We start from the raw sequence: 25,738 nt of genomic DNA, 5'->3' as shown, positions 1-25,738 counted from the left end.
GAGTTACCAGCTAAAGCGATGCGGGCGAAGTTGCCTCGCGAGCTACTCCTCAATGATGGCGTAGATGTCATCCGCGCGGAGAAGCAGGAAGTCCTCGCCGTCGACCTTGACCTCGTTGCCACCAAACTTGCCGTAGAACACCTCGTCGCCGGCCTTGACGTCAACGGGAATGCGGTTGCCGTCCTGATCGCGCTTGCCCTCGCCCACGGCGACGACCTTGCCGCGCTGCGGCTTCTCCTGGGCGCCCGAGGAGATGTAGAGACCAGAAGAGGTCTTCTCCTCCTTGGGTGCGGGCTTGACGAGGACGCGGTCTCCCAGCGGCTTAAGAGTCATAACCAAGAACCTCCTTTTAGGGCGCCGTACGGCGCTTGAACCTGTGACGGCGGGCGCGTGGCCGCGCCATCCAATCCAACGCTCAACTATGTACCCATCCGGTTGGGGTTATACCGTCGAGATGAGAAAAATCTTACGAATGAGACTTAGATTTTCTAACTGGTGAGGAACTAGGGGCGCGGCGGGGCGCATCTCTCGGCCTTCGCGCAGGGGTTGCTTGCGCGCGGTCCGTGCGGAATCGCGCCTTTCGGCGTCGTTTTGCCGCCCGAGAAGCCCTTTTGTACGCAATCGCTGCGGCAACGCGCCTTCGGGCGTCATTTTTGGTGCCGGAGCGAGGGTTTCGTACGCGATTGCTGCGGCAACGCGCATTCGGGCGTCAATTCGGCGCCCGAACAGGGGTTTCGTACGCGATCGCTGCGATAACGCATCTTCGGGCGCCGCTTTCTCGCCGGAGACGCACTTCCCGTCAACACCCGCCATCCGCCGCCATCCCCCGCCCGCAGCAAATCACCGCAGCTCGTGATATTAAGCTTGCTCGCAATGCGTACAATGGGATGCACGTCAGGCGCCGAGGAAACGGGGATTGCATGCGGGAGCTCGAGGAGAGGATCAAGCAGGAGGGCATTGTCCGCGAGGGCAACGTGCTCAAGGTGGACAGCTTTCTCAATCACCAGTGCGATGTCGCGCTGTACGCGGACATGGGTGACGAGTGGGCGCGGCGCTTTGCCGGCCGGCCTGTCGACAAGATTCTGACCATCGAGGCCTCGGGCATTGGCATTGCCTGCGTCGCAGCCACGCGCTTCAACAACGCCCCCGTGGTCTTCGCGCGCAAGTCGCAGTCCATCAACCTTGATGGCGAGCAGTACGTTGCCCGCGTGCACAGCTACACCCACGGCAACGACAACACAGTCATTGTTGCCAAGCGCTTCCTCAATAAGGGCGAGCACGTCCTCATCATCGATGACTTCCTGGCCAACGGGTGCGCGCTCGACGGCCTCATCGAGATTTGCGAGCAGGCCGGCGCCATTGTCGAGGGCATTGGCATCGCCGTCGAGAAGGGCTTCCAGCCCGGCGGCAAGCGCCTGCGCGAGAAGGGCTTTGATGTGGAGTCGCTCGCCATCGTGAAGTCCATGGACGCAAAGACCGGCGAGATTGAGTTCGAGTAGCCGCCCGCATCAGGTGATGCGTCAAACCCAACCGCACAAGCAAGGGGCCCGCACGCTGCGGGCCCCTCTCTTTTATAGCTCCTCCAGTTCGCGCAGCCAGAGCGCGGCGCAGGCATCCGACGGCATGCGCAGGTCTCCCCTGGGCGAGACGGCCGCCGAGCCAACCTTTGGTCCATCCGGCAGGCAGCTGCGCTTGAACTGCTGGGCAAAGTAGCGCCGGTAGAAGGTCTTCTCCCACTTGAGGATCGTTGCGTCATCGTAGGTGTCGCCAAGCGCGTAGCGTGCCAGGCGGTACGCTTTGCGCGGCGGCGTCCCGCGACGCAGGACCTCGTACAGGAAGAAGTCGTGCAGCTCGTAGGGGCCAACAAGGTCCTCGGTGCGCTGAGCGATGGTGCCGTCCTTCTCGGCAGGCAAAAGCTCCGGCGAGACGGGTGTGTCCAAGACGTCGTAGAGGACCTGGGCCTCCTCGTCGTTTCCGCAGGTGTCGGCCACGTAGCGCACAAGGTGACGCACGAGGGTCTTGGGCACGCTCGCGTTGACGGCGTACATGGACATGTGGTCGCCGTTGTAGGTGGCCCAGCCAAGTGCCAGCTCGGAGAGGTCACCGGTGCCAACCACCAGGCCGCCCTCCTGGTTGGCAATGTCCATGAGCACCTGCGTGCGCTCGCGCGCCTGGCTGTTCTCGTACGTCACGTCGTGGACGGACTCGTCATGGCCAATATCGGAGAAGTGCTGGCGCACGGCGTCGGAGATGTTGACCTCGCGCAGATCGCAACCGAGGACGTCAGCCAGCGTCGTGGCGTTGCCGTGCGTGCGTCCGGTGGTGCCAAACCCGGGCATGGTCACGGCAATGATGCCAATGCGGTCCAGGTCAAGCAGGTCAAACGCACGGGCACACACCAGAAGCGCCAGCGTGGAATCAAGTCCCCCCGAGACGCCAATCACCACGTGGCTCGAGCGCGTGTGCGCAAGGCGCTTGGCCAGACCGCGCGCCTGGATGCTCAGGACGTCCTCGCACCTCTCGGCACGGCGCTCTGCGTCTGAGGGCACAAACGGGTGCGGGTCGACAAAGCGCGTGAGCGTGGTAAGGCTGAGCGTAAGCGAGAAGTGCGTGACCGTATAGCCCATCGCCTCGGGAGCCGGAGCCGTGACAAAGGTGGACATGCGACGGCGCTCTTCGCAGAGAAAGGCCACGTCAACCTCGCTTGTTGCGGCACCGCTCCCAAAAGGCTCCGCCTCCGCAAGCATGCGGCCATTCTCGGCAACCATGTCGTGGCCGCCAAAGACCAGATCCTGCGTGGATTCGCCCGCACCCGCCGATGCGTACACGTATCCGCAGATGAGACGTGCCGACTGCCCAGTAACGAGGCTGCGACGGTAGTCAGCCTTGCCAACGATAGCGTTGGACGCCGAGAGGTTGCAGATAAGCGTGGCCCCCGCCAGCGCGTGATCGGTCGAGGGTGGGTTTGGAATCCAGAGGTCCTCGCAGATCTCGGCGGCCACCACGAGCTGCGGCAACTCGTCGCAGGCGAAGAGCTGACGGGTGCCAAAGGGCACGCCCGAGAAGCCAGCAAAGTCCACGGGCACGCAGTCCTTGGGCCCCACCGAGAAGTGACGAGACTCGTAGAACTCGTTGTAGGTGGGGATAGCCCGCTTGGGAACGATGCCCAGCACGCATCCGTGGGCAAGGGCTATCGCGCAGTTGTAGAGCTTGGCGTTGGTGCGGACTGGCGCGCCGAGAAGCACCAGCGCATCGATGTGGGAGGTCCGCTGGGCGATTATCCCCACGGCCTTCTCGGCAGCGTCAAGAAGCGCGTCTTGCCAGAAGAGGTCCTCGCAGGTATACGCCGTCACACAGAGTTCCGGCAGCACGATGACGCGCGCGCCCTCCTCGATGGCCGCATCGATCTGCCGCAGGCAGGAGGCCATGTTGTACTCCACGTCCGCAACACGGACCTCGGGCGTCCTTGCCGCAACCTTCACGAATCCGTCCTGCATCTTTCCCTCCAGGGTCTTCCGGGGGACTTCGCTGATGCGGGCCGGGATCTTGCCGTCTGGGACGAGAGGCCCGCCCGTATAAGACCTAAGGGTAGCGCATCGCATGGACGGATGGCACGGTAACCAGCGACCCCGGAACAGCGCTTCTCGCAGGTTGAGAAGGAGAAAAGCGCGTCTTCGGCGAGAATATGGCGCCCGAGAGCCCCTGTTGTACGTGATTGCCGCGACAACGTGCCCTCCGGCGCCAAAATGACGCCGCAGCGGCGTTTCCGTACGCAGTCGCTGCGACAACGTGCCCTCCGGCGCCAAAATGACGCCGGAGGGCAGATTTCGGAAGCGGACAGAAAAAGCAGGGCAGCGGCGACGAGGCCCTACAGGTACCGGGCGAGGAACTCGCGGGTGCGGGGCTTCTCGGGATTGGTGAAGATCTTCTCGGGGCTGCCCTTCTCGGCAATAACGCCCTTGTCCATGAACACGACCTCGTCGGAGATGCTGCGCGCGAACGCCATCTCGTGCGTCACCACGACCATGGTCATGCCCTGCGAGGCTAGACGGCGCATGACCTCGAGGACCTCGCCGGAGATCTCGGGGTCGAGAGCCGAGGTAGGCTCGTCGAAGAGCATGAGGTCGGGCTTCATGCAGAGCGCGCGGGCGATGGCCACGCGCTGCTTCTGCCCGCCAGAGAGCGTGTTGACGTCGGCCCCGGCAAAGTCCGCAAGGCCCACGGAGTCGAGGTTGGCCAGCGCGACCTTCTCGGCCTGCTCCTTGGTCATCTTCTTGAGGGTCACCGGCGCAAGCGTGCAGTTGTCCAGCACGTTCATGTTGTTGAACAGGTTAAAGCTCTGGAAGACCATGCCGATCTTCTCACGCAGGGCGTTGATGTCCACGTGCTCGGCAGCAAGGTCCTTGCCGTGGAACCACACGTGGCCGGCATCCGGCGTCTCGAGCAGGTTGATGCAGCGCAGAAGCGTTGACTTGCCGGATCCGGAGGCACCGATGATGGTCACCACCTGGCCGGGCATCACGGTAAGGTTAATGCCTCGAAGGACCACATTGGTGCCAAAGGACTTCTGCAGCCCCTCGACGCGAACCACGGCCTCCTGGGGATTGGCGGCGTCCGCAGCGGCGGCGCCCACGTTCTTCTCGTCTGCCATGCTACTTCTCGCCTCCTGCCTTCATCTGGTTGGACACGCCCAGCACGGGCTCGGTCTTTGCGTCGAGCCGCTTGGCAAGCTTGCCCAGAAGCCACGACGCCGTTGCCGTCATGATGAGGTAGAAGACCGCAATGACGAGATAGGCGTTCAGCTGCTTGTAGTAGATGCCCGCGATGGTCGAGGCAGCAAATGCCAGGTCAAACACGCCAATCACCGAGAGGACCGAAGAGTCCTTGATGTTGATGACCAACTCGTTGGAGAGGCCGGGAATGGCGTAGCGAATGCCCTGCGGGAAGACGACCTTGACCATGGCCTGCCACTGCGAGAGGCCCAGCGAGCGCGCAGCCTCCATCTGGCCCTTGTCGACCGACTCGATGCCGCCGCGCAGGACCTCCATCATGTACGCGGTGGAGTTAAGCGAGATGACCACCAGGCCGGCAATGAAGCGCGACCACACGGCGTTGATCTCGGTCACAGACATGCCCGAGCCGCTGAACAGGCCAAACCCGGCGTAGTAGATGATGACGCCCTGGACCAGCATGGGCGTGCCGCGAACCACGGTGCTGTAGACCTTGGCAAAGCCCACGCCCACCTTCTTCCAGAAGCGGACGAAATCGTTGTCGGGGCGGTCAATGCGCTGGATGCGCACAAAGACCAGAAGCATTGCCAGCACAAAGGCGATGGCCGTGCCAAAGACGGCAAGCTCGATAGTCGTGAGGATGCCCTGCAGGTACGTGGCGTAGCCCTGCTGGAACATGTAGAGGATCTGCGTGAGCATGTCATCCTGCGGCATCCCAGAGGAAGCCGCGGCGGCGGCCCAGGCGCTCGCAAAGCCCATGACCGCACGGTCAACAAAGAGCACGATGGCGAGCGCCCAGATCACGTAGGACCCCAGGCGCAGCGCCCGACGCGCACCGGGCTTCACGAAAGGCGCCACCTGGCCATACGTATTCCAGTGCGTGAGCTTGAAGACAAGCCCCACCGCCGAGAGCACCAGCCACGCGGCCAGCACGTAGTACATCACGACCTCGACCGTGAAGGCATGGGCGAGGAAGCTCAGCGCCGGACGCGGCTGGCTGGAGAACCACATCCCCACAAACGCGACGGCGGAGGTGCCAAGAAGGACGTAGCGGTGGTCTCGGCGCAGCCACGCCGCAAAACGGGCGCGCCGGGTTGTCGCCGGAATTGATGGTGCATCTGACATGTTCTTGCTTCTCCCTGCTGTGTGCAACGCGCGCTATGCGGGCTGGCGGTCCATGCAGTCATCCCACATGCTCTGGCGCTCGTCCGCCGAGATGCCGTCGATGACCTCGTTGATCTTGGCGAGAACCGCATCCTGACCCTTGGCGATGGCCGCGTTGTCGGGGTTGGAGGCGTCCGTGAAGCCCTCGCCGTCGGCAAGGTCAACCTTCTTGAGGGTGGGATAGTCCTTGAGCAGGCGCGGCAGCGAGAGGGACGAGAAGGTGATGGCGTCGCAGGTGCCGTTCATAAGACCGTCGACCACCAGCGGCACCGTGGCCACCGGCGTGAGGTGGTTGACGTTGGGGATCTGGTCGATGAGGTCGTCGTAGAAGGTGTCCTTCTGGCCAAGGACCGAGGCGCCCGAGAAGTCCGAGAGCTTGGTGGCATCAGCGTAGGGCGAGTCCTGCTTGACGACCATGATGACCTCATCGTCGATGTAGGAATCGGAGAAGTCCGCGGACTGCGCGCGCTCATCTGTGACGGACATGCCAGCGCAGATGATGTCAATCTGGCCATTGACCAGCGAGTCAACCAGGCTGCCAAACTCCATCTTCACCGCGACGGGCTCCATGCCCAGCGCGTCGGCAATCTTCTTGGCCACCTGTACGTCATAGCCGTCGGCATAGGCGCCGTCGACGTTCTCGATGGGGATGGTGGTGTCGCTGGCCGAGGATTCCTGCCAGTTGTAGGGGGCGTAGGCCGCCTCCATGCCCACGCGCAGGGTCTTGCCGTCGCCCAGCTTGAGGGAGTCTGACGAGGAGGTGTCACTGCTGGTGGAGGAGGTTGTGGAGGAGCTTGCGGATGCGTCGCTCGACTGGGCGGCAGGGCCGCATGCCGTGAGGACGGTCATCCCTCCAACGGTGAGGGCCGTGATGCCCGAGGCCCTGAGAAAGTCTCGACGAGAAAATGAGCCAGACGCGTGCTGGATGGGATGCTTCTTCATGGTGGTCCTCCCTGGACGATCCCCGCTGTTCCCCTTTCGCGCGACGCAACCGGAGGGGACCCATTCCCCTCCCCCTTGCAAGCGAGACGCGCACATGCGACCCGATGCGAGAAAGTTACGCGCACACGGCAACGATACTCCTCTGGTCGCGACGTGCCCCGATAGTCACAGTGAGGTAACAATGGGGACTTTCACTAAGCAGAGCAATTGATTTGATATTTGATGCTATTGCCCATGCAAGCACATGAGACTAGAGGAGCCCTGCCAGAGGAGCCTCTCCGCTACAGATTCGTCTCCGAATTTGTGACGCGCGCAGGTCGCTACAGATTCGTTGCGCGAATGTGTAGCGCCAGTCGCCGCGCATGAGACAAAGGGAAACTCCCTTTGTCTCATTCCCAGCTGGGCGGAATGGGGGCGTCGGTCGTGGACCAGGCACCAAGAGGCGCGTTGGGGTCGGCGTCGAGCGTGAGCGGCGCGAAGTTGCGCGCCCGATAGCTTCTCAGCGCCGCGACGCTGATCATTGCCGCGTTGTCACCGCAGGCCCGCATGGGCGGCACGGTCACGCGGACGCCGCGCTTGCCAAAGGCCTCGCGGTACGCCTCACGCAGCTGCGGGTTTGCGGCGACGCCGCCGCCCACGCAGAAGTCCGAGACGCCCGTCTGCTCGACTGCCGTCACGGCCTTGGCAACCTGCACGTCAATGACCGCCGCCTCGAAGGAGGCCGCAAGGTCGGGCAGGTCGATGGGCCGGCCGGCGCGGTTCTCGCCTTCGATGTAGGTGATGACGGCCGTCTTGAGGCCAGAGAGCGAGAACTGGTAGTCACCGCTGTGCATCATCGCGCGCGGGAAGTGAATGGCACGCGGGTTGCCCTTGGCGGCAAGCCGGCTGATCACCGGGCCTCCGGGGTATCCCAGGCCCAGCGCCTTGGCCACCTTGTCGAAGGCCTCGCCCACAGCGTCATCGATGGTGGTGCCCAGGATCTGGTAGTCGCCCCATCCGCGCACGTAGACAAGCATGGTGTTGCCACCAGAGACCAGGCTTGCCACAAAGGGCGGCTTCAAATCCGGCGTCTCGAAGAGGTTGGCGAGAAGGTGCCCCTCAAGATGGTGCACCGCAATGAGCGGCAGATCCGTTGAGGCGCAGAGACCCTTGGCAAACGCCACGCCCACTACGAGAGCCCCCACAAGGCCCGGACCGGCGGTGACGCCAACGGCGGAGAGGTCCGCGGCAGTAAGGGTGTCGCAGCCAAAGTGCGCACCCGCCTGCGCCATGGCCTCCTCGTAGACGCCCACGATGGCCTCGACGTGCTTGCGGCTGGCTATCTCTGGTACCACGCCGCCAAATCGGGCATGGAAGTCAATCGAGGTGGCAACCACGCTTGCGCACACGGCACCACGGGAGTCCACCACGGCCACGGCCGTCTCGTCGCAGGAAGACTCTATCGAGAGGACCAAGTCACCGGCAGCAGCCAGGGCCTCCTTGCACGCGGCGTCTCTCGGCCCGGCGAGAATGGGCCACGGGCGGATGGAGGCGTGCGGCTCGGGGCGCTTGCCCAGGGCCTCGACGTCACCCGCAAGCGGCAGCTCCGCGCGCAGGATAAGCGCGTCGTGGTCGGATGCGTAGTAGCCCGGACGGCGGCCAACCTCAACAAAGCCCAGGTGGTCGTAGGTAGCCCGGGCAGGCTCGTTCTTCTCGTCTACCTCGAGCGAAGCGGTCTTTGCGTTGAGAACATGTGCGTCGTAGCACAGGCGCGCCACCAGGCGTGACGCCACGCCCTGGCGACGGTGCCCCTCCTCCACGGCAACGTCGCAAATTTCGAAGTCGTCGCCGGCCATCATGCCGCCGGCAAAGCCGATGATGCGGCCCAGGTCGTGCGCCACCCACCAGCTTCGGCCCGGCTGTGAGAGCTCCTCGTAGAAGAGTTTCTCGGTCCAAGGCGTGTGAGAGGAGACCGAGAAGGCCGCGGCCTCCAGCGCCGCGACGGCAGGCAGATCGTTCACCGACATGGGACGCAGCTGCAGGTGCCTGTCGGCCAGCGCGTCATCCACACCCGTGACCTCGACGCTTGCGGGCGCCTTGAGGCCCAGGCGCTTGCGCTCGTTCTCCTCGGCGTCCGAGAGGCGCGTGTAGATGGGCAGCACAAGCGCCGGATCCCCGGAGTCCAGGGGCGACGCGGCCGCGGCTAGCGCCAGGCCCTCGCCCGTGGGATACCACAGGGTCTCGTCCAGGATGTTCGTGAAGCCGGCCGCCTCAAAGCGCGCGCGGTACTTCTTGAGCCCGTTGCCCGTAAGGACAAGCCGGGACGCGTCCTCGCGCGCCGACCACGTAGCCACGCACTCGTCGGCTTTGCAGACAGTCTCGGTGGCGAAGGTGCGATGCGCACCGGCGTCATCCAGCTGGTAGATGCCGGGGTAGACCTCGCCACGCATGGCGTCGTCCGCCACGGCGAGAAGCCCGCGCACGCCGGCTTGCCAGGCGCCCCATGCCGTGGCGTCGAGAACCGAGACGCCGTGGAGCGGCTTGGAGAGCCCGCACGAGAGACCCTTGGCCGTGGCGATGCCAATGCGCACGCCCGTGAAGCTGCCGGGGCCGCGCCCCACCAGAATGCGGTCGAGGTCAACCATGGTGTGGCCGCAGTCCTCGAGCGCCGCGAGCGCTGTGGAGACCAGCTCGACGTTGGCCTGGCGGCGGCACATGTGGTCGCACGCCGCAAGGACGCGGGGAGCCGAGCCAGGCTCCCAGGAAACCACTGCGCACGCAAGCATGTCGGTGGACGTATCGATGGCAAGGGCCAGACCCTTGGTGTTGGTATCGCTCGTCATTCTCATCTGACTCCAGAGACGTGGCATTATCACGAGGGATAGTGTAGCGCGGGCAATGCGGGCAGGCGTCGGCGGGCGCCGCGCTACCCCCAGAGCACACGCGATTCTCGCCGGGAGCTGTTGAGAAGGAATTCGACGAAATCGGCTTACTGAACGCCGTTATGTGTACAAAAACGGCGGAACAACTCCCGCACGGAGAAGCAACCCCCGCCTACGCCGCGGCCGCCACCAGCGCGTCCACCAGCTCCTCGCCACGGGCGTCATGCGCAACAAAGCGCACCTCGCGCGGGGGCTCCTCCCCCGGCGCCGCCTCGGCATCCAGGCGCGTGACGAACACGTCCACGCGCGCGTCGCCAATCTCGCCGGCAAACTGCTCGCCCCACTCAATCACGCAGACGCCATCGGCGCCCAGCACATCAAAGAGGCCGGTGTCCTCGAGCTGTTCCGGGCGGTCAAGGCGGTAGAGGTCAAAGTGGTCGAGGTCCATCTCGCGCCCGTGGTAGACCATCTCGATAGTGAAGGTGGGGCTGGTGACATCCGCCGTCACGCCCATGCCCGCGGCAATGCCTTTGGTAAGCTGGGTCTTTCCCGCCCCCAGGTCTCCCGTAAGCACCAGCACGTCTCCCTCGTGGAGAAGCCCGCCCAGCACGCGGCCGAGCGCGATGGTCTCCTCCTGCGACGTGGACCTAAACGACGCCTCTCGTGCCACGGCTACTCCTTCCCCGGACCAGGCGGGTTGTCCCGCAGCCACTGGCCAACCATTGCAAGGTCACTCTCGAGAAGCGGCTGCCAGTCCGAGTGGTAGATGCAGGCCGCCGGGTGAAACGTAGGGCACACCACAAAGTGCCCGGTCTGGTACAGCTTGCCGCGCAGCGACGTGACCCCCGCCTCGGTGCGCAGCACAAATTGAGAAGCAAAGTTCCCCAGGCAGACAAGGACGTCCGGCCACACGGAACGGATCTGCTCGCGCAGGAAGGGCGAGCAGGCCGCAATCTCCTCGGGCTTGGGGTTACGGTTTCCGGGCGGGCGGCACTTCACCACGTTGGCAATGTAGATCTGGTCGCGCGTAAGGCCGGCAACCGAGAGGAGCGAGTCGAGCTTGTGCCCGGCGGCACCCACGAAGGGCTCGCCCTGCAGGTCTTCATTTCTGCCAGGGCCCTCGCCCACGAACATAACGCGCGCGTTGGGATTGCCCACGCCAAACACGAGGTTGGTGCGCGTCTGCCCTAAGGGGCAGAGCTGGCAGTTGCCCATGACGGCGCGAATCTCCTCGAGCGTGACCTCCTGCGGACCCTGGTGCTCATGGCCGGGGATGTGCATCACCGACATCTCTCCATCGCCCTCCAAGAGGCTGGCGCGTTCACGCCGGCGCCTAGACATAGACCTTCTCGAGACGCATGCCAAAGTCGCATACGACCTCGTAGTTGATGGTGTCGCGAAGCTTTGCCATCTCGTCGGCGGTGATCTCCTCGTCACCGTCGCGTCCGATGACGGTCACCACATCGCCCATCTCGACCGGCTTAGCGGGTCGGTACGCGCGGGCGTTGTTCACGTCTACCGCAAACATGAACTGGTCCATGCAGATGCGGCCAACCTGGCGGCAGCGCGCACCGTTCACAATGACGTCCATGTTGTTGGAGAGCGTGCGCGCAAGGCCATCGGCATACCCAATGGGCACGGTTGCCACCTGCATGTTCTGCTTGGGAACGCGCCAGGTGAGTCCATATCCCACGCCATCGCCCACGCTGGGGTAGATGGCGCGGGTGACGCGCCCGCGTACGCTCATGACCGGCTCAAGCTGGATGCGCGGCGCCGTGGTCTCGGCCGGTTGCAGGCCGTAGAGGCCAACGCCCACGCGACACATGTCGTAGTGGCACTCGGGATGCAGAACCGTGCCCGGCGTGTTGTCGCAGTGGACAAGCCCGGTCTCCAGGCCGGCCTCGCGCACGATCTGGACGGCCTCGTTGAACCGGTTGAGCTGCAGGGCAAAGTCCCAATCGTCAATGGCATCGGCAGTTGCGAAGTGCGTGAACATGCCCGCGCACTCGAGCCCGCGGTGAAAGTCGATGGTGCGCCTCAGCTCAAGCACGTCCTCGCGACGCACGCCAATGCGCGTCATGCCGGTGTCCACGGCCAGGTGGTAGCGAGCCACCTTACCCGACGCGGCAGCGCACTCGCCCAGCGCAAGGGCAAACTCGGACGTGTAGACCGATGGCATGATGTCATAGTCCACAAGCGTCTGCACGCAGTCCATGGGTGGCTCGGAGAGCATGAGGATTGGCCACTCGATGCCCGCCTGGCGCAGCTTCACGCCCTCCTCGACAGTAGCCACAGCAAACTGGTCGGCACCGGCAGAGTGCATGGCACGCACGCAGCGCTCTGCCCCGTGACCATAGGCGTCAGACTTCACGACGCACATCATCTTGACGCCAGGCTCCAGGAGCGCCTTGAACTTGCGCGTGTTCCGCTTGAGGGCCGAGAGGTCAACCTCAACCCAAGCCCACCTGCTTGCAGGGCTCTGAACTGCCATGCCTTCGCTCCCTAGTTGTTCTCGTCACCGTTGTCGGCGTCGGGGAAGGTCACGCGCTCCCCCAGTGCGTCGTCTGCAATGCCCAGCTCGTCGATGATGTCCGAGGCCATGACGCCCCTCGAGCCCATGCGCTCCGTCGCAAGCGTTGCGGCATAGCCGTGAAGCTCGCAGGAGAGGGCGCAGAGAAGGGGCAGGTTGTCCACGCGACCGTAGGTCTGCGCGAGTTTGGAGACAATGATGCCACCCAGGACGTCGCCCGAGCCTGCCGTGGCAAGCGCCGCGGGACCGGGCTTGGGAAGTATGGCCTGTTCGACGCCCACGCAGCCGGTTGCAGTGCCCTTGGCAACCACAACCAGCTCGGAGCCACCGTCGGACCACACGATCTTGCGCGCGTCCTCAAGCTGGTCCACGAGCGAGGCGGGCGGGTTCTCCTCCTTGCCTACCAAGCGGCCAAGCTCGCGGCGGTGCGGCGTGAGCACCAGCGGCGTGCTCCTCCGGAGAATCTCCGGGAAGTCCTGCAGCTTGCCCGAGGTAAGACGGGCGATGCAGTTGAGTGCGTCCGCGTCGAGCACAAGCGGGGTGGGAGATGCGAGAAGAGCTGAGACAACGGCAACGGTGCCGCCAGAGACGCGCATGCCTGGGCCGGCGAGAACCGCCGAGCGCTTCTCGGCCAGCTTGGTCACTATGGGCACGGCCTCCTTGGAGATGGTGCCGTCCTCGTCGCAGGGCAGCCCCACCACGGGAATCTCCAGCACATGTGCCTGTACCTGCGGCACGATGCACGCGGGCACGGCCAGGGTCACGTAGCCGGCACCCGCGCGGGCGGCCGCGCGGGCAGCCAAGATGGGCGCGCCCACAAAGCGAGAGGACCCGCCCACAACAAGCACCGAGCCACGAGAGAACTTGTCGACGGCCGTGGTTGGCGGCACCATCACGTCGAGGTAGTCCTCGAGGTCGGTGCGCCAGGCCACCGGATCTGCCTCGACCACAATCTGCTCGGTCTGCTCGGCAAGCGGCGCCACGACAATTGAGCCGCACACGTCGCGGCCGTCGTCGGCGAGAAGGCCGGGCTTCAGGCACAGCATGGTCACCGTGAGGTCCGCAACCACGCAGGCGCCAGGCGCCTGCCCCGTCTGGGCAGAAAGGCCACTGGGCACATCCACGGCCACCACGCGCACGCCCGAGCTGTTCACGCAGTCAATCCAGATGTCGAAGGGGGCTCGAACCTCGCCGTGAAAGCCCGTGCCCAGCATGCAGTCAAGCGCCACGTCAGAGGCCGAGAGAAGCCCCTCGAGCTCGTCGCGGGACGGCCCCACCAGCGTAGAGACGCCCGCGCGTACGGCGCGCTGCGCCACCTGGCGCGCTAGGTCGCCGGAGAGCTGGTCTGGCTCGATGGGCGTAACCACTTTCACGTTGACACCATGGGCGAGCAGGGCCTCGGCTGCAACCCAGCCATCGCCTCCGTTGTTGCCCATACCGGCAAGAATCACGGCATTCTGGACGTCACCCAGGGCAAGCGCCTCCTGTGCTGCGGCGCATCCTGCACGGTGCATGAGCTCGGAGATGCTCACACCCACACGGGTGAGCGCGACCTCTACGCGCTTGACGTCTTCGACGTTGAGTACGGGCTGCATATCGTTCTACTCCTTGGCTGGCTCGGCCGGCGCGGATAAATCCGCGGCTCCCCCGGCATCGCCTTCCTCTTGTGTCATCTGGGTGTCGGCGACGGAATGCTCTCCCGGCACGCCAGCCATTATCCCATCTTGCGCCTGTTCAAGCTCATCCAACACAGAACGCGCTTCACGAAACGAGGCAGCAAGCTCGCGCTCCGGGTCGGGACGGTCATCGGGCTGGGGACGAACCTCGTCTGTCACTGCCACGGCGTTGGCAACCGCCACGTCGCGCGTGTACGAGAGAGAAAGCGCCACCTCACGCACGCCACCCTCGCGGGCAATCTGGGCGGCGCGGCCGGTAAGCAGCGCACGGGGCCTTCCCTGCGCGTCCATGGTCACCGAGACATCCGAGAAACCCACGCCGTTCGAGAAGCCCGTGCCCAGCGCCTTGACAACTGCCTCTCGCGCCGCAAAACGCGCCGCGTAATGCTCGGCCGGGCGCGCGCATGCGTCGCAGTAGGAGCGCTCCTCCTCCGTAAACACGCGGCGGAGAAACGACGGCCTGCGGCGCATGGTGCGCTCCATGCGCGAAATCTCGAGCATGTCGACGCCAATGCCAGCCAGGGCCATGCGCTACTCCACCGTGACGGACTTGGCGAGGTTCCTGGGCTTGTCCACGTCGCACCCACGCGAGCGGGCAACGTAGCGAGCCAGCACCTGCAGGTGAACAACGGCAACAATGGGGACGAGAAGCTCGTCCTCCACAGGCGGAATCCACAGCACGTGCTCGCAGAGCGAGGCCACGGACTCGTCACCGTCGGTGGCTACCGCCACGCAGGTGGCGCCGCGGGCGATGACCTCCTGGATGTTCGAGACGGTCTTGTCGTGCACGCGGTCCTCGGGGACGATGGCCACCACCGGGAAGCCAGGCTCGAGCAGGGCGATGGGGCCGTGCTTCATCTCGCCCGCAGGATATGCCTCAGCGTGCAGGTAGCTAATCTCCTTGAGCTTGAGCGCGCCCTCGTAGGCAGTGGTGGAGTTGACGCCGCGGCCGAGGAACAGCGCAGAGTGAGCGCGGCGGAAGACGGTCGCAGCCTGCTTGTCCTGCCAGGCACGGGAGAGCACGGTGCGGATAAGGTCAGGCAGCGTGGCAAGATCGGCGTAGTGGCCGCTCACCTCGGCGGCGTCCATGTGGCCGTTGGCCTGCGCCAAGCGCAGCGCAAAGAGCGCGCAGGCCACCATCTGGGCGGTGTAGGCCTTGGTGGAGCACACGCAGACCTCCGGGCCAGCCTGCACGTAGAGCACGCCGTCAGACTCGCGCGCGGCGGAGGAGCCCAGCACATTGGTCACGGCGAAGACCTTGCAGCCCATGCCCTTCATGCGGCGTGCCGCCGTGAGGGTATCTGCTGTCTCGCCGGACTGCGTGATGATCAGGCAGAGGGTATGGTCGGTGATGAGGACGTCCTGCTCGTAGTTGAATTCGGACGCATACTCGCAGACAACCGGAACGTGCGCCCAGGTCTGGATGAGGGTGCGGGCGATAAGCCCCACGTGGTAGGAAGTGCCGCAGGCAATGATGAAGATGCGGTCCACGGCCGCAAGGTCCTTCTCGCTCATGCGCAGCTCGTCAAGGAGGATGCCCTTCTCGCCCAGGCGGCCCTTGAGCAGGCGCTCGATAGCCTCGGGCTGCTCAGAGATCTCCTTCTCCATGAAGTCGGCGTAGCCACCGAGCGTTGCGGCCGAGGCATCCCAGTCGATGTCGAAGGTGCTGGGGTGCTCAACGGTAGTGCCCTCGGAGTCGTAGACGGTCACCTTGCCGGACTCCTCGAGGCGTGCAATCTGGCCGTTCTCGAGCTGGACGACATGAGACGTCACGCTTGCAAGCGGCGTGACGTCGGAGGCTGCGTAGGCGCCTTCGGGCGTGGAGGCCACCACGAGCGGCGAGCCATTGCGTGCAACGACAAGCTGGCCGGGGGCGTCGGCACACACAACGGCGAGCGCCCAGGAGCCCTCAAGGCGGCTCACGGCGTTGCTCACGGCAGCAACCAGATCGCCCTTGCAGGGGCCGGCCCACGCGTCCTCGACGAGGTGCGCCACGACCTCGGAGTCTGTGTCGGAGGCAAAGGTGTGGCCATTGCGCGCCAGGTAGCTGCGGAGCTCGCGGTAGTTCTCGATGATGCCGTTGTGGACAATGGCAATGCGGCCGGTGCAGTCCAGGTGCGGGTGGGCGTTCTTGTCGGTTGGAGCGCCGTGAGTGGCCCAGCGCGTGTGCGCGATGCCCGTAGTTCCCGTGAGGTTGGCGGTCTTGCAGCGGTCGGCCAAGATAGAGACGCGACCGGCGCACTTCACGCCATGGAGCTCTCCATCGGGCGACAGAACCTCGACGCCTGCCGAGTCATAGCCGCGGTACTCAAGCGTTGCCAGCCCGTCAAGAAGGAACTGAGCAGCCTGCTTCTTGCCGGTGTATCCCACGATTCCGCACATGTTTGGCCCCCTCGCTTACAGTTTTTGGTTAGCGTGCACGTTTTTGCGCCATCTTGGCAAACGATGCATAGAGTCTATCAGCCACAGGTGGTGGCCCTGTAGCCAAGCTGGTATCGACGGAGAGAAACCACGCCGCCGGGCTTGGAACTCGGCGGCGCGGACAAGGCGATGCGCCCTACTCCTTGAACGGCTCCAAGGCCTTGAGGACAATGGCATTGGCCTCCTGGCACAGGCGCTCCTCCGGAGCCTCGGCAAGCACGCGGACCAGGGGCTCGGTGCCCGAAGCGCGCACCAGCACGCGACCGTTGCCCTCGAGGAACTTCTCGGCCGCTGTCACAGCCTCCTTGACCTCGGGCGCAGCCATGGCTGCGTCCTTGTCGGCAACGCGCACATTCACGAGCTGCTGCGGATAAAGCGTGACGGGACGCGTGAGCTCGGAGAGCTTCTCGCGCTCGGCACGCAGGACCTCCATGATGCGAAGGCTCGTCATGATGCCGTCGCCGGTCTTCTCGAGGTCGCCAAAGATGATGTGGCCGGACTGTTCGCCACCCAGGGTGTAGCCGTTCTCCATCATGCATGCCCACACGTTCTTGTCGCCCACCGCGGTCTTCTCGTAGGAGATGCCGGCGGCGTCAAGCGCCTTGAAGAAGCCAAAGTTGCTCATCACCGTGGGAACCACGGTGTTCTTGGCAAGACGCCCGTGCTTTGCCATGTAGGTGCCGCACACGTAGAGGATGAGGTCGCCGTCGACCAGGCGGCCGCGCTCGTCCACGGCCAGGCAGCGATCGGCATCGCCGTCGTAGGCAAAGCCAACGTCGAGGCCGTTGCGCACGACGAAGTCCTGCAGGCGCTGGATATGGGTCGAGCCGCAGTCGACGTTGATGTTGAAGCCGTTGGGCGCGTTGTTGATGACGTGGGTCTCGGCGCCCATGGCATCAAAGACCGGGCGGGCAACGCTGGAGGCGGCGCCGTTTGCGCAGTCCAGGCCCACCTTGACGCCCTGCATGGAGAAGCCGCAGGAGGCAATGAGGTGCGCGATGTAACGGTTGCGGCCCTGCATGTAGTCAACGGTGCAGCCAATGGCGTCACCGGTGGCGAGAGGAACCTCGAGCTTGCCGTCGATGTAGTCCTCGACCCGCTCGAGCACGTCCTCGTCCATCTTGTAGCCCTCGCGGTTCACGAGCTTGATGCCGTTGTCCGTAAAGGGGTTGTGGCTTGCGGTAATCATGACGCCACAGTCAAAACCGCCATCGATGACCTCATACGAAACGCCAGGCGTGGGGATGACGTGCAGCATGTAGGCGTCGGCGCCACTGGCAACCAGGCCTGCGACCAGCGCGGACTCGAACATGTAGCTCGAACGGCGGGTGTCCTTGCCAATGAGCACGCGTGCCTTGGCGCCGCGACGAGCACCGTAGTACCAGCCTACGAAGCGCCCGATCTTATAGGCGTGGTCAACATTGAGGCCCTCGTTGGCCCTGCCCCTAAAGCCGTCGGTTCCGAAGTACTTCATTTCTCGCTCCTTGTTTCGGGGTACCGGTCGTGCACAGACGGGTGTGATTTTACCAGTTACCTGTGGCCACACTGTGGGGAGCGGGCCCCTCGAATTCCGGCGCGTCCATCCTTCTCCCAGCCTCCCCATTCTTTAGCGGTTTCTGAGAATCGAGCACCGCGTTTTCCCAGTTGGCGAGTAGCGCGATTCTCAAATACCGCTAAAGAACGGCAAGGAGGTGGGGGCAAAGGGGACGGAAGGCAGGTGCAGGCCCGACAACTAAAAATCGGGACCCGCAGCAAGTGCGGGTCCCGATAAGGGGCAAAGCGACGAGAAAACCTAGCGCTTCGAGAACTGCGGGCGCTTGCGGGCCTTCTTGAGGCCGTACTTCTTGCGCTCGACGGCACGGGAGTCACGGGTGAGGAAGCCAGCCTTCTTGAGCTCCTCGCGGTACTCGCCAGCCTGGAGAAGGGCGCGAGCAATGCCAAGGCGGAGAGCGCCGGACTGGCCGTTGATGCCGCCGCCATCGCAGCGGGCGAGGACGTCGAAGGACTCGGCGGTCTCGGTCAGACGGAGGGGTGCAGCAGCGTTGTCAACGAGCTGCTGACGGCCAAAGTACTGTGCAGCGTCGCGGCCGTTGACGACAATCTTGCCGGTGCCGGGAACGAGGCGGACGCGAGCGACAGCCTCCTTACGACGGCCGGTGCCGGTATAAACAACGGTGTTGTCAGCCATCGGTTAAGCCTCCACATCGATCTTGACGGGGTTCTGAGCGGCGTGCGGGTGCTCGGGGCCAGCGTAGACCTTGAGCTTCATGCCCTGCTTGCGACCAAGGGTGGTCTTGGGGAGCATGCCCTTGACGGCGTGCTCGATCACGCGCTCGGGGTGCTTGGCCATGGCCTCCTTGAAGGACTCGGTCTTGAGTCCGCCGAGGTAGCCGGAGTAGCGCCAGTAGGACTTGGTGTTTGCCTTGTTGCCGGTAAGAACGACCTTGTCGGCGTTGATGACAATCACGAAGTCACCGGTGTCGGCATTGGGGGTGTACTGGGGCTTGTTCTTGCCACGGAGAATCATGGCAGCCTGGGTCGCGAGGCGACCGAGCGTCATGCCGTCGGCGTCGATGAGCACCCACTTGCGCTCGACTTCGCCCGTCTTGGCGAACTGAGTCGACTTCTTCACTTGACTCCTCCTACACACATCTTGAATGGCTGCCTCTGGACAGGCCGCCGTGCTTTTTCGAAACAGAGGTTACGGGGCTCTGGGTGGAAAAGCTTTAAAAGTATACAGCCATAGACGCCCTGTTTTGCGAGCTTTTTTTCCACACAATTTTGACAAGTGAAAGGACCCTGCCTCACGCGCGGTGCAGCAGCGCGTTCACATTACTCCGAACTGCCCAGAATGTGATAACGCCAGTTTGTTGAGAGGTGGTAGAGGCGAAGAAGGGTCACCACGCTGCCAGCTTCGTCGACCTGGTACACGGCGATAAACACCCCCAGCTGACGCCATCGCAGGCCCGAGTCACCGATGAGGGAGCCATGCCCAGGCAGCATGGACACAAGCTCTAGAAAAGAATCGTATCTCTGGAGAAAACGAGCGGCGCTCTGTTTGCCTGACTGTGTCTCGCAGTAGGTCACTGCCTCCTCAATATCATCGGCAAAGGCGTCTGTAACCTCCACTCTATAGTTATTTGAGTCCATGTCGTTCTCTTAGCTCTCGAGACAGTTCACGAGCGTCGCGCGTTCTCCCGCTCGCCACATCAGACAGGGCAAGCTCAATCCCATCCCAAAACTCCTCGTGAGAAGAAACCGTATTCGGCAGGGGCGGTTCAGACGAGAGAGTTGCGTGATCACCATCGAGCCGCCACCACACGCGCGCCTCATCGCCAATGCCCAAGGCGGTGCGAATCTCTTTCGGAATGGTTGTCTGGCCACCTTTGGTGAGCTTAGTAGTCATGGTCAAGGCCATTGCAACCTCCTGTCAATGACATCATTGAATTCAATGATAGCGCAGAAAGAACGCCCCTACAGAAACGCGCGAATCTCGTCGAGATGGCTCATTGCCTCCTGGCGGCCCTGCAGATAGAGGCGCAGGAGCGGCTCGCCATTGTGCTCGGAGGTGCGAATCTTCACCGGCTCGGGCGGCCTCAGCACCAGCGCGCGCCCCTCGGCCTCTAGGCCGGCAAGTTCTTCTCGCTGCGCGTTGTAGCGATCGGCGCGCGTGGCAAGGGCCTGCTCGTAGTAGGGGTAGGCGTCGTAGCGGTGGGTCCTCAGGATGGCGCGCTCGGTGGCTCCGTCCTTGATGTAGGTGCGATCCTGCGTGAGCACTACGAGCGCACGGTCTGCGGGCTCTGCACCGGGGACCTCGGGCGCGTCGTCGAGCCCCATGGCAACGGCAAAGGGGATCGAGTCTGTGGTGCCGCCGTCGAGGTAGCGGTGACCGTCTATCTCGACCATCGTCGAGACGCCTGGCAAAGACGCGGACGCGCGGGCCTTGGTGGCGTCGAGCCTCTCACCCTCCACGGGCAGATAGGCCGGCGTGCCAAACAGCACGTCGGATGCCACGAAGTACATAGGCGTGAGGTCCTTGTCAAAGACATTCAAGTCGCAGGGGTCAATGTGATTCTGGACCTCGTCGTACATGAAGTCGGTCCCGGCGAGGTTGCCCGTGCGCACCAGTGAGAGGAGAGACATCATGCGCGGGTCGTCGCGGAAGGTCAGCATGATGCGCATGGTGCGGCCAATCTGGCGCGAGCGGTAGCTCACTGCGTTGAGCGCGCCCGCCGAGACGCCCCACACGCTCTTGAACGAGCTGGTGTAGATGCCGTTCTCGAGAAGGACGTCGAGAACGCCGGCCGTGAAGATGCCCCTGTAGCCGCCGCCCTCGAGGACGAGGGCGGGCTTGTCGTTGCTGCCCATAGACCGCCTCCGAATACGAACTGTCACGTTGCCACGCCACGCGCGACCATCCAACTATACAAAAAGCGTCGAACCCCATTACGGGGTTCGACGCCTACGCTTTTGGTGGAGGTGCGGAGAATCGAACTCCGGTCCAAAGCACGTCCCTGACAGGTGTCTCCAGGCTCAGCTGCCGGTTAAGTCTTGGAGGCCGCGCACCCGGTAGCCCGCGCTTAGCCTCCCAGCCGGTTTGATCTTAGCGCGCGGCATACCGACTACATCCGCGCGAGCGTCTCCCTAGAATGACGCCGCCCCGGGAGCGGGAGAGACCCCCGGTTTGACGCGCTGGTTAGTTAAGACTAAGCAGCGAGAGCCAGCTGAGGCTCGTAAGAAGAGTTGTCGTCAATTCAATTTGACGGTTCCCCTGTTTTACGTGGCGAGGAGACCACGGCCTGCTGCCCATCTCAGATGCACCCTGTCGAAACCAGTCACCCCCAGAGATGGAATGGGGACACTGCCACCATACGCGTTATCAGAGAACAGCGGCTCATAGCCGTGTGGAGTAGTGTACCCAAAAGGGAGTTATTCTCCACCGTGCTTGTCGAAAAAGCCCTTGCGGAGAAAAACGGGCGCCGAGAAGCACGTTTTATACGCAACCGCTTCGGAAATCATCGCTCGGGCGTCATATCGCCGGAGGGCACGATATCGTGGCGATCACGCACAAAGTCGCTGTTCCGGCGCCGTTTTGACGCCGGAGGGCACGATATCGCGGCGATCACGCACAAAGTCGCTGCTCAGGCGTCATTTTGACGCCGAAGGGCGCTTCTCCGCAGCTCCAGCGGCTCCGGCCCCAGCGCCCCCGGCGGCAGCAGCCGCCGCAGCGCGCTCGCGAGCGCGCTTCTCGCGATCTTGGAACATCACGACAAACGAAACCAGGAGCAGCGCGGGGCTCACGAGAATCGCCCTCAAGCCCAGCGCCCCAATGACGCGGCTGCCCGCAATCGCGCCAATGGCAAAGCAGAGGATCACCCCGTAGTAGAGCAAGCATCCCTCGAGGTACGCGCGGTCCTTCTCGTGCACGTAGTCAACGAGCTTCTGGGTACCGCTGCGCAGGTTGCCAATGCACATGGTGGTGGCAAAGCCGTTTCCATGGAGCTTCCTGAACGCCTGTACCTGAATCCCGCAACCCAGAGATGTGAGGCTGTTAGCAATGAGGTTGAGGTCATCGGGGATGAACGCCACCAAAAAAAGAAGAGCCGCCTCGACGAGAAGCGCGGTCTGGCGCCAGTGCAGGCGACGCTCCTTGGAGAAGATCTTGATGGAGTGCGCAAGGGCGATGCCCACCGCGAACGCGATCACGGGCACAGCGTAGTGAAGGGCGCGATCCACGTCGCCGTCGGCAAGGTTCACGCCAAAGAGCAGGATGTTACCGGTCTGCGCGTTGGCAAAGACCTTACCGCGCGCGAGGTACGAGTACGCATCCATGAGTCCGCCCGAGAATGCGAGAATTGCCGCCAGCTCGATTGACTCCGACGTCTGCCGTGCGCGCTTCATGTACCAGGGCCTCCTAGCCTCGCGGGGCGTCGCCTAGTCATGCGCCCCACCGGTCGCTCGCCGCAACGCCGGCCCCAAGCCGCCACAGCCCCGCCATTGTAGCGCAGGGCTAACACGCCTGCGGCTCTATGAACTTCTCGACCACTTCTGCAAGGATGCCGTCATCGCAGCTGGAACGGGCAGCGTAGCCTGCCAACCCGTCGATGCCGTCAGTGGCATTCGAGACGGCAACGCCAAGCCCCGCAGCCTCAAGCATGGGCAGGTCGTTGAGGGAATCCCCCACCGCGATGGTCTCTGCCACGTCGACGCCCAGGATGCGTGCCAAGGCGCGCAGTCCGTGGCCCTTGTCCACGCCCTCGGGGAGGTACTCGAGGTAGCGGCCCGACGAGAACGTAAATGAGGTCCCCGGCACCGCGCCGATCTGCTCGGCCATCCGGTGGAGGAAAGCGAGGTCATGCCTCACAAAGAGAATCTTTGCCAGGGAGACGCCACGCAGGAAATCGATGGAGGCGCCATCGAACTCGCGGTACGCCATGTGGCCGTCGAGGTAGCGCTTGTCGTCTTCCGGCAGGTTTGCCGCCCACACAACACCATCGCTCTGGTAGATGTGAACGCCCACGTCAAAGGCCTTGCCCCGCTCGAAGAGGCCGCGAATTGTCTCAAAGGGAAGCGAGTGGCTCTCAAGGGGATGCGGGTCGCCCGCGCGATTGATGGTGCCGCCGTTGTACGAGATCACGTACGTCCCGTCGAGAAGATCCGCCGGCGCAGAGGAGAAGCTCTCGAGCACCGAGGAGTACGACCTCCCCGACGCCGGCACAAAGAGAACGCCCAGCTTGCGCATGCGCCGTATGGCGTCGATGTTTGCCTGCGGGATGCTGTGGTCGTGCGCGAGAAAGGTCTCGTCCATGTCGCTCGCAACCAGCTTGTACATGCGCATCTCCTCACCGACAGAATCGCAATGCCTCGGGCGTGCCCCATCGTAATGAAACCCTGCCTCATGCAAGGGGACGGGCCTCACCGCTCGCACGGCGCCAGCCCGTCCCCATCAACGCGAGAAAAAACTCCCGAAGCGTCGAGGCTACTCCTCGACGAGCTCGAACATGTCGGGGCCAACGCCGCACACGGGGCAGACGTAGTCCTCGGGGAGCTCGGGGGTGTCAACGGTGACCTCGTAGCCGCAGACGGTGCAGCGGAAGGTGTAGGTCTTCTTCTCGTCAGCCATGATGGTTCCTCTCTCTTGGATACAACTAACGACCGGGTCGAAAAAATGCTACCTCAGAGCTTACATCAACCGTGGCACACCACGGGTGGAACGCTAGTCGATCTTGGTGAAGTTCTCCGGACCAACGCCGCAGACGGGGCAGCGGAAGTCTGCCGGAAGCTCCTCGTCGGTGGTCTCGTAAACGTAGCCGCAGATGTTGCAGCGGAAGTGGTGCTTGGGCGCCGAGACGGGCACCACGGGCTTGGTTGGGTCTTCTCCCTCGATGTAGGAGGATGCCTTGGGCGGTGTCTTGCCCTTGAGGACGCTGTGGTAGTAGGCGTAGGTCATAGGTTCCTCATCCGAGACGCGCTCGGCATCGCAGACCTCGCCGATGAACATCACATGGGTGCCCAGGTCGATGGTGTTCACCACGGCGCAGCAGACCATGGCGCAGGCATGCTCTGGCGTGTAGGGGTCAAAGAGCAGCGACGTCTTGGTGGTGATGCCCTCGAACTTGTCAACATCCGCCGAGCTCTTGAAGCCAAAGCGGCCAATGAAGGGCATGTCGGCCGTCTTGGAGACCACCGTGAGCGTGAAGTGCTCCGCCGCCTTCACGACCTGGGTGGTGTGGTTCTGCTTGTTGAGTGTGATGGCAACCTGCAGCGGGTCGCCCGTCACCTGCAGCGCGGTGTTGATGAGACACGCACCAACATTCTCGCCGTCGTTAGCCGACACCACATAGAGTCCGTACGAGAAGCTAAACATCGCCTTTGCGTCCATGGGTCTCCTCTCCTCGACCTTGCGGACCAGACGTTCCCATCATATCGCCCGACGGCGCGAGCTAGCGGCTCCTCTCCTTGAGCGCGCGTTGAATCTCGCGGTCGGTATCGCGGCGGGCCATGTCGTCGCGCTTGTCGTAGAGCTTCTTGCCGCGGCAGAGGCCAATACAGAGCTTCACGCGGTTGTGCTCGTCGAAGTAGAGCTCAAGCGGGATGAGTGCCATGCCCTTGGTGCGGAGTTTGCCGTCGAGGTAGTCGATCTGGTGGCGGTGGAGCAGGAGCCTGCGCTTCCTGTCGGGGTCCACGTTCCACACGCCGCCGTTGGAATAGGGGTGGATGTGCACGCCATGCAGCCACACCTCTCCCCCACGGATGAGGCAGAAGGCGTCAGTGATCTGCGACGCGCGCTCGCGCAGGCTCTTGACCTCGGTGCCAGTGAGCTCGACGCCCGCCTCGAAGGTCTCGTCCACAAAGTACTCGTGGCGTGCCGCGCGGTTGCGCGCGATGGTCTTCTTCTCGCGCTTAGTTGGCTTGGGCATCGCCCGCACCCCCGTTTGCCTGCGAATCGTTCGTGTCACCGGAGTCAGCGGCATCGCCAGCGGCGGCCTCCTGGGCCATCTCGGCATCCGTGTCGCGGATGAGCTGCAAAAGCGTCATGGCCGCGGGCTCGCCCACCAGGTCACGGGCACGCAGCGTGAGGTTGGTGGCAACGTCGCGCTCGCCTGCGGTGGCAGCGTCTTGGGCGCACATGAGCAGGCAGATGGCCACCTCGGCGTTTGCGCCATCGGGCAGTCCCTCCTCGGCGAGGAGGTCTGCGGTTTCCTTGTCCGTCACGCCATCCGGGTCTCGCTCTGTGCCAGCGGCCTGGTCGAGCGCGGCCCTGAGCGCCGAATCCTCCACCTCGAGGCGCCTTGCTGCACGAAGTGCGGCGGCAGCCGTGCGCGACTTGCCCTGCGCCTCAAAGTAACCGGCAAAGTTGAGGAAGGCACGTGCTAGGTGGCGCGCCTCGCTCGCGCGCTCGAAGCAGCTGTACGTGAGCGCCAGGTACTCCTGCATGTCTCCGTTGGTGCGGTAGAGGTCGGCAAGGTCAAGACGGTAGCCGCAGTTCATGGGGTTCCAGCGCACGGCCTGCTTGAGCGCCTCGACGCCGGCGTTGTAGTCGCCGGTGCGCACGCACGCAAGCGCGAGGTCCGCATAGAGGCGGTCCAGAGGCTCGCCCACGTCATGCAGGGTGCGCGGGTCGCGCTCCACGCGACGGTAGCACAGGCGGTCAAAGATCGTGGGGAAGCTAAACCACTGGTCGCTCTCGGTGGCTGCGCAGTTGCGGTCGACGTACTCCTCGGCGTCCTCGGCGAGGCGGGCGAGAAGTTCCCGCGCCGCGTCGTCCTGTCCCTGCAGGATAAGGCCCTCGGCCTGCTCAAGGCTGTCTATCAGTGTGCTCTGGCTCTGCTCCTGGTCCATGTCCCTCTCCCCTGGCCCTTTAGGGGCCAAACTCACGCGCGAGACGCGCGGCATGCACTGCTCGTTAGTCTT

25 protein-coding genes and 1 other RNA gene are annotated in these 25,738 nt (G+C 63.9%); 1 reads left to right on the top strand and 25 read right to left on the bottom strand.

Annotated features, from left to right (window positions below; translation table 11 throughout):
• Nucleotides 1-42: 42 nt before the first annotated feature.
• The gene (gene groES, locus BT122_RS06075; protein WP_032111278.1) at nucleotides 43-333 is read right to left on the bottom strand and encodes a co-chaperone GroES; all 291 of its coding nucleotides are present in this window, start codon (nucleotides 331-333) and stop codon (nucleotides 43-45) included.
• A 587-nt stretch (nucleotides 334-920) separates the two neighbouring features.
• Between groES and BT122_RS06070 the strand changes: the two genes are divergently transcribed.
• Complete coding sequence (locus tag BT122_RS06070; protein ID WP_072355089.1) at nucleotides 921-1,499, top strand: xanthine phosphoribosyltransferase; 579 nt, start codon at nucleotides 921-923, stop codon at nucleotides 1,497-1,499.
• 72 nt (nucleotides 1,500-1,571) lie between these two features.
• Here BT122_RS06070 and BT122_RS06065 read toward each other — a convergent pair whose 3' ends face one another.
• The 24 genes from BT122_RS06065 to BT122_RS05950 all read right to left on the bottom strand — a co-directional run bounded on the left by BT122_RS06065 (nucleotide 1,572) and on the right by BT122_RS05950 (nucleotide 25,666).
• On the bottom strand, nucleotides 1,572-3,497 hold the full coding sequence (locus BT122_RS06065; protein WP_072355088.1) for an NAD(+) synthase: 1,926 nt from the start codon (nucleotides 3,495-3,497) through the stop codon (nucleotides 1,572-1,574).
• Between the two features lie 371 nt (nucleotides 3,498-3,868).
• Entirely contained in the window at nucleotides 3,869-4,651 is a 783-nt protein-coding gene (locus BT122_RS06060) for an amino acid ABC transporter ATP-binding protein (protein ID WP_218161962.1), read from the bottom strand.
• A gap of 1 nt (nucleotide 4,652) precedes the next feature.
• A complete protein-coding gene (locus BT122_RS06055) occupies nucleotides 4,653-5,855 on the bottom strand; it encodes an amino acid ABC transporter permease (protein ID WP_083432348.1) in 1,203 nt (400 codons plus the stop codon).
• Between the two features lie 33 nt (nucleotides 5,856-5,888).
• Nucleotides 5,889-6,836, bottom strand: a complete 948-nt coding sequence (locus tag BT122_RS06050; protein WP_286130323.1) for a transporter substrate-binding domain-containing protein — start codon at nucleotides 6,834-6,836, stop codon at nucleotides 5,889-5,891.
• A gap of 389 nt (nucleotides 6,837-7,225) precedes the next feature.
• Entirely contained in the window at nucleotides 7,226-9,658 is a 2,433-nt protein-coding gene (gene tsaD, locus BT122_RS06045; RefSeq protein WP_286130322.1) for a tRNA (adenosine(37)-N6)-threonylcarbamoyltransferase complex transferase subunit TsaD, read from the bottom strand.
• Between the two features lie 211 nt (nucleotides 9,659-9,869).
• Entirely contained in the window at nucleotides 9,870-10,367 is a 498-nt protein-coding gene (gene tsaE, locus BT122_RS06040; protein ID WP_072355086.1) for a tRNA (adenosine(37)-N6)-threonylcarbamoyltransferase complex ATPase subunit type 1 TsaE, read from the bottom strand.
• Nucleotides 10,368-10,369: 2 nt separating this feature from the next.
• Complete coding sequence (locus BT122_RS06035; RefSeq protein ID WP_032111463.1) at nucleotides 10,370-10,987, bottom strand: uracil-DNA glycosylase; 618 nt, start codon at nucleotides 10,985-10,987, stop codon at nucleotides 10,370-10,372.
• 43 nt (nucleotides 10,988-11,030) lie between these two features.
• Nucleotides 11,031-12,188: an alanine racemase gene (gene alr, locus BT122_RS06030; RefSeq protein ID WP_072355085.1), complete on the bottom strand. Its 1,158-nt coding sequence runs from the start codon at nucleotides 12,186-12,188 to the stop codon at nucleotides 11,031-11,033.
• A gap of 11 nt (nucleotides 12,189-12,199) precedes the next feature.
• Nucleotides 12,200-13,822, bottom strand: coding sequence for a bifunctional ADP-dependent NAD(P)H-hydrate dehydratase/NAD(P)H-hydrate epimerase (locus BT122_RS06025; protein WP_072355084.1), 1,623 nt, complete (start codon nucleotides 13,820-13,822; stop codon nucleotides 12,200-12,202).
• Nucleotides 13,823-13,828: 6 nt separating this feature from the next.
• Nucleotides 13,829-14,431, bottom strand: coding sequence for a holo-ACP synthase (acpS, locus tag BT122_RS06020; RefSeq protein WP_083432347.1), 603 nt, complete (start codon nucleotides 14,429-14,431; stop codon nucleotides 13,829-13,831).
• 3 nt (nucleotides 14,432-14,434) lie between these two features.
• Nucleotides 14,435-16,285, bottom strand: a complete 1,851-nt coding sequence (glmS, locus tag BT122_RS06015) for a glutamine--fructose-6-phosphate transaminase (isomerizing) (protein WP_072355083.1) — start codon at nucleotides 16,283-16,285, stop codon at nucleotides 14,435-14,437.
• 175 nt (nucleotides 16,286-16,460) lie between these two features.
• On the bottom strand, nucleotides 16,461-17,798 hold the full coding sequence (gene glmM, locus BT122_RS06010) for a phosphoglucosamine mutase (protein WP_072355082.1): 1,338 nt from the start codon (nucleotides 17,796-17,798) through the stop codon (nucleotides 16,461-16,463).
• Between the two features lie 318 nt (nucleotides 17,799-18,116).
• Nucleotides 18,117-18,512 carry a 30S ribosomal protein S9 gene (gene rpsI, locus BT122_RS06005; protein WP_032111287.1) on the bottom strand — a complete coding sequence of 132 codons (396 nt, stop codon included), beginning with the start codon at nucleotides 18,510-18,512 and terminating at the stop codon, nucleotides 18,117-18,119.
• Between the two features lie 3 nt (nucleotides 18,513-18,515).
• Nucleotides 18,516-18,956 (bottom strand): 50S ribosomal protein L13, encoded by a 441-nt coding sequence (gene rplM, locus BT122_RS06000; protein ID WP_032111288.1) that lies wholly within the window; start codon nucleotides 18,954-18,956, stop codon nucleotides 18,516-18,518.
• Nucleotides 18,957-19,156: 200 nt separating this feature from the next.
• Entirely contained in the window at nucleotides 19,157-19,474 is a 318-nt protein-coding gene (locus tag BT122_RS05995) for a type II toxin-antitoxin system RelE/ParE family toxin (RefSeq protein ID WP_072355081.1), read from the bottom strand.
• Nucleotides 19,461-19,742, bottom strand: coding sequence for an AbrB/MazE/SpoVT family DNA-binding domain-containing protein (locus BT122_RS05990; RefSeq protein ID WP_072355080.1), 282 nt, complete (start codon nucleotides 19,740-19,742; stop codon nucleotides 19,461-19,463). The genes BT122_RS05995 and BT122_RS05990 overlap by 14 nt, the downstream gene beginning before the upstream one ends.
• Nucleotides 19,743-19,798: 56 nt before the next feature.
• On the bottom strand, nucleotides 19,799-20,692 hold the full coding sequence (locus tag BT122_RS05985) for a patatin-like phospholipase family protein (RefSeq protein ID WP_072355079.1): 894 nt from the start codon (nucleotides 20,690-20,692) through the stop codon (nucleotides 19,799-19,801).
• Nucleotides 20,693-20,795: 103 nt separating this feature from the next.
• Nucleotides 20,796-21,167: a transfer-messenger RNA gene (gene ssrA / locus BT122_RS05980) on the bottom strand.
• 305 nt (nucleotides 21,168-21,472) lie between these two features.
• On the bottom strand, nucleotides 21,473-22,225 hold the full coding sequence (locus BT122_RS05975) for a YoaK family protein (protein WP_072355078.1): 753 nt from the start codon (nucleotides 22,223-22,225) through the stop codon (nucleotides 21,473-21,475).
• A 109-nt stretch (nucleotides 22,226-22,334) separates the two neighbouring features.
• The gene (locus BT122_RS05970) at nucleotides 22,335-23,156 is read right to left on the bottom strand and encodes an HAD family hydrolase (RefSeq protein WP_072355077.1); all 822 of its coding nucleotides are present in this window, start codon (nucleotides 23,154-23,156) and stop codon (nucleotides 22,335-22,337) included.
• Nucleotides 23,157-23,303: 147 nt separating this feature from the next.
• Nucleotides 23,304-23,447 carry a rubredoxin-like domain-containing protein gene (locus BT122_RS05965; protein ID WP_032111290.1) on the bottom strand — a complete coding sequence of 48 codons (144 nt, stop codon included), beginning with the start codon at nucleotides 23,445-23,447 and terminating at the stop codon, nucleotides 23,304-23,306.
• 93 nt (nucleotides 23,448-23,540) lie between these two features.
• Nucleotides 23,541-24,206 carry a flavin reductase gene (locus BT122_RS05960; protein WP_059056038.1) on the bottom strand — a complete coding sequence of 222 codons (666 nt, stop codon included), beginning with the start codon at nucleotides 24,204-24,206 and terminating at the stop codon, nucleotides 23,541-23,543.
• A gap of 61 nt (nucleotides 24,207-24,267) precedes the next feature.
• Entirely contained in the window at nucleotides 24,268-24,744 is a 477-nt protein-coding gene (gene smpB, locus BT122_RS05955) for an SsrA-binding protein SmpB (protein WP_059056040.1), read from the bottom strand.
• A complete protein-coding gene (locus BT122_RS05950; RefSeq protein WP_072355076.1) occupies nucleotides 24,728-25,666 on the bottom strand; it encodes a hypothetical protein in 939 nt (312 codons plus the stop codon). Before BT122_RS05950 ends, smpB begins: the two co-directional genes overlap by 17 nt.
• Nucleotides 25,667-25,738 lie beyond the last annotated feature (72 nt).

Origin of the sequence: Olsenella sp. kh2p3 (assembly GCA_900119625.1) — a bacterium.
Classification (GTDB): domain Bacteria; phylum Actinomycetota; class Coriobacteriia; order Coriobacteriales; family Atopobiaceae; genus Tractidigestivibacter.
The sequence above is the reverse complement of the archived record's forward strand: the minus strand, read 5'-3'. Positions and strand labels throughout refer to the sequence as shown.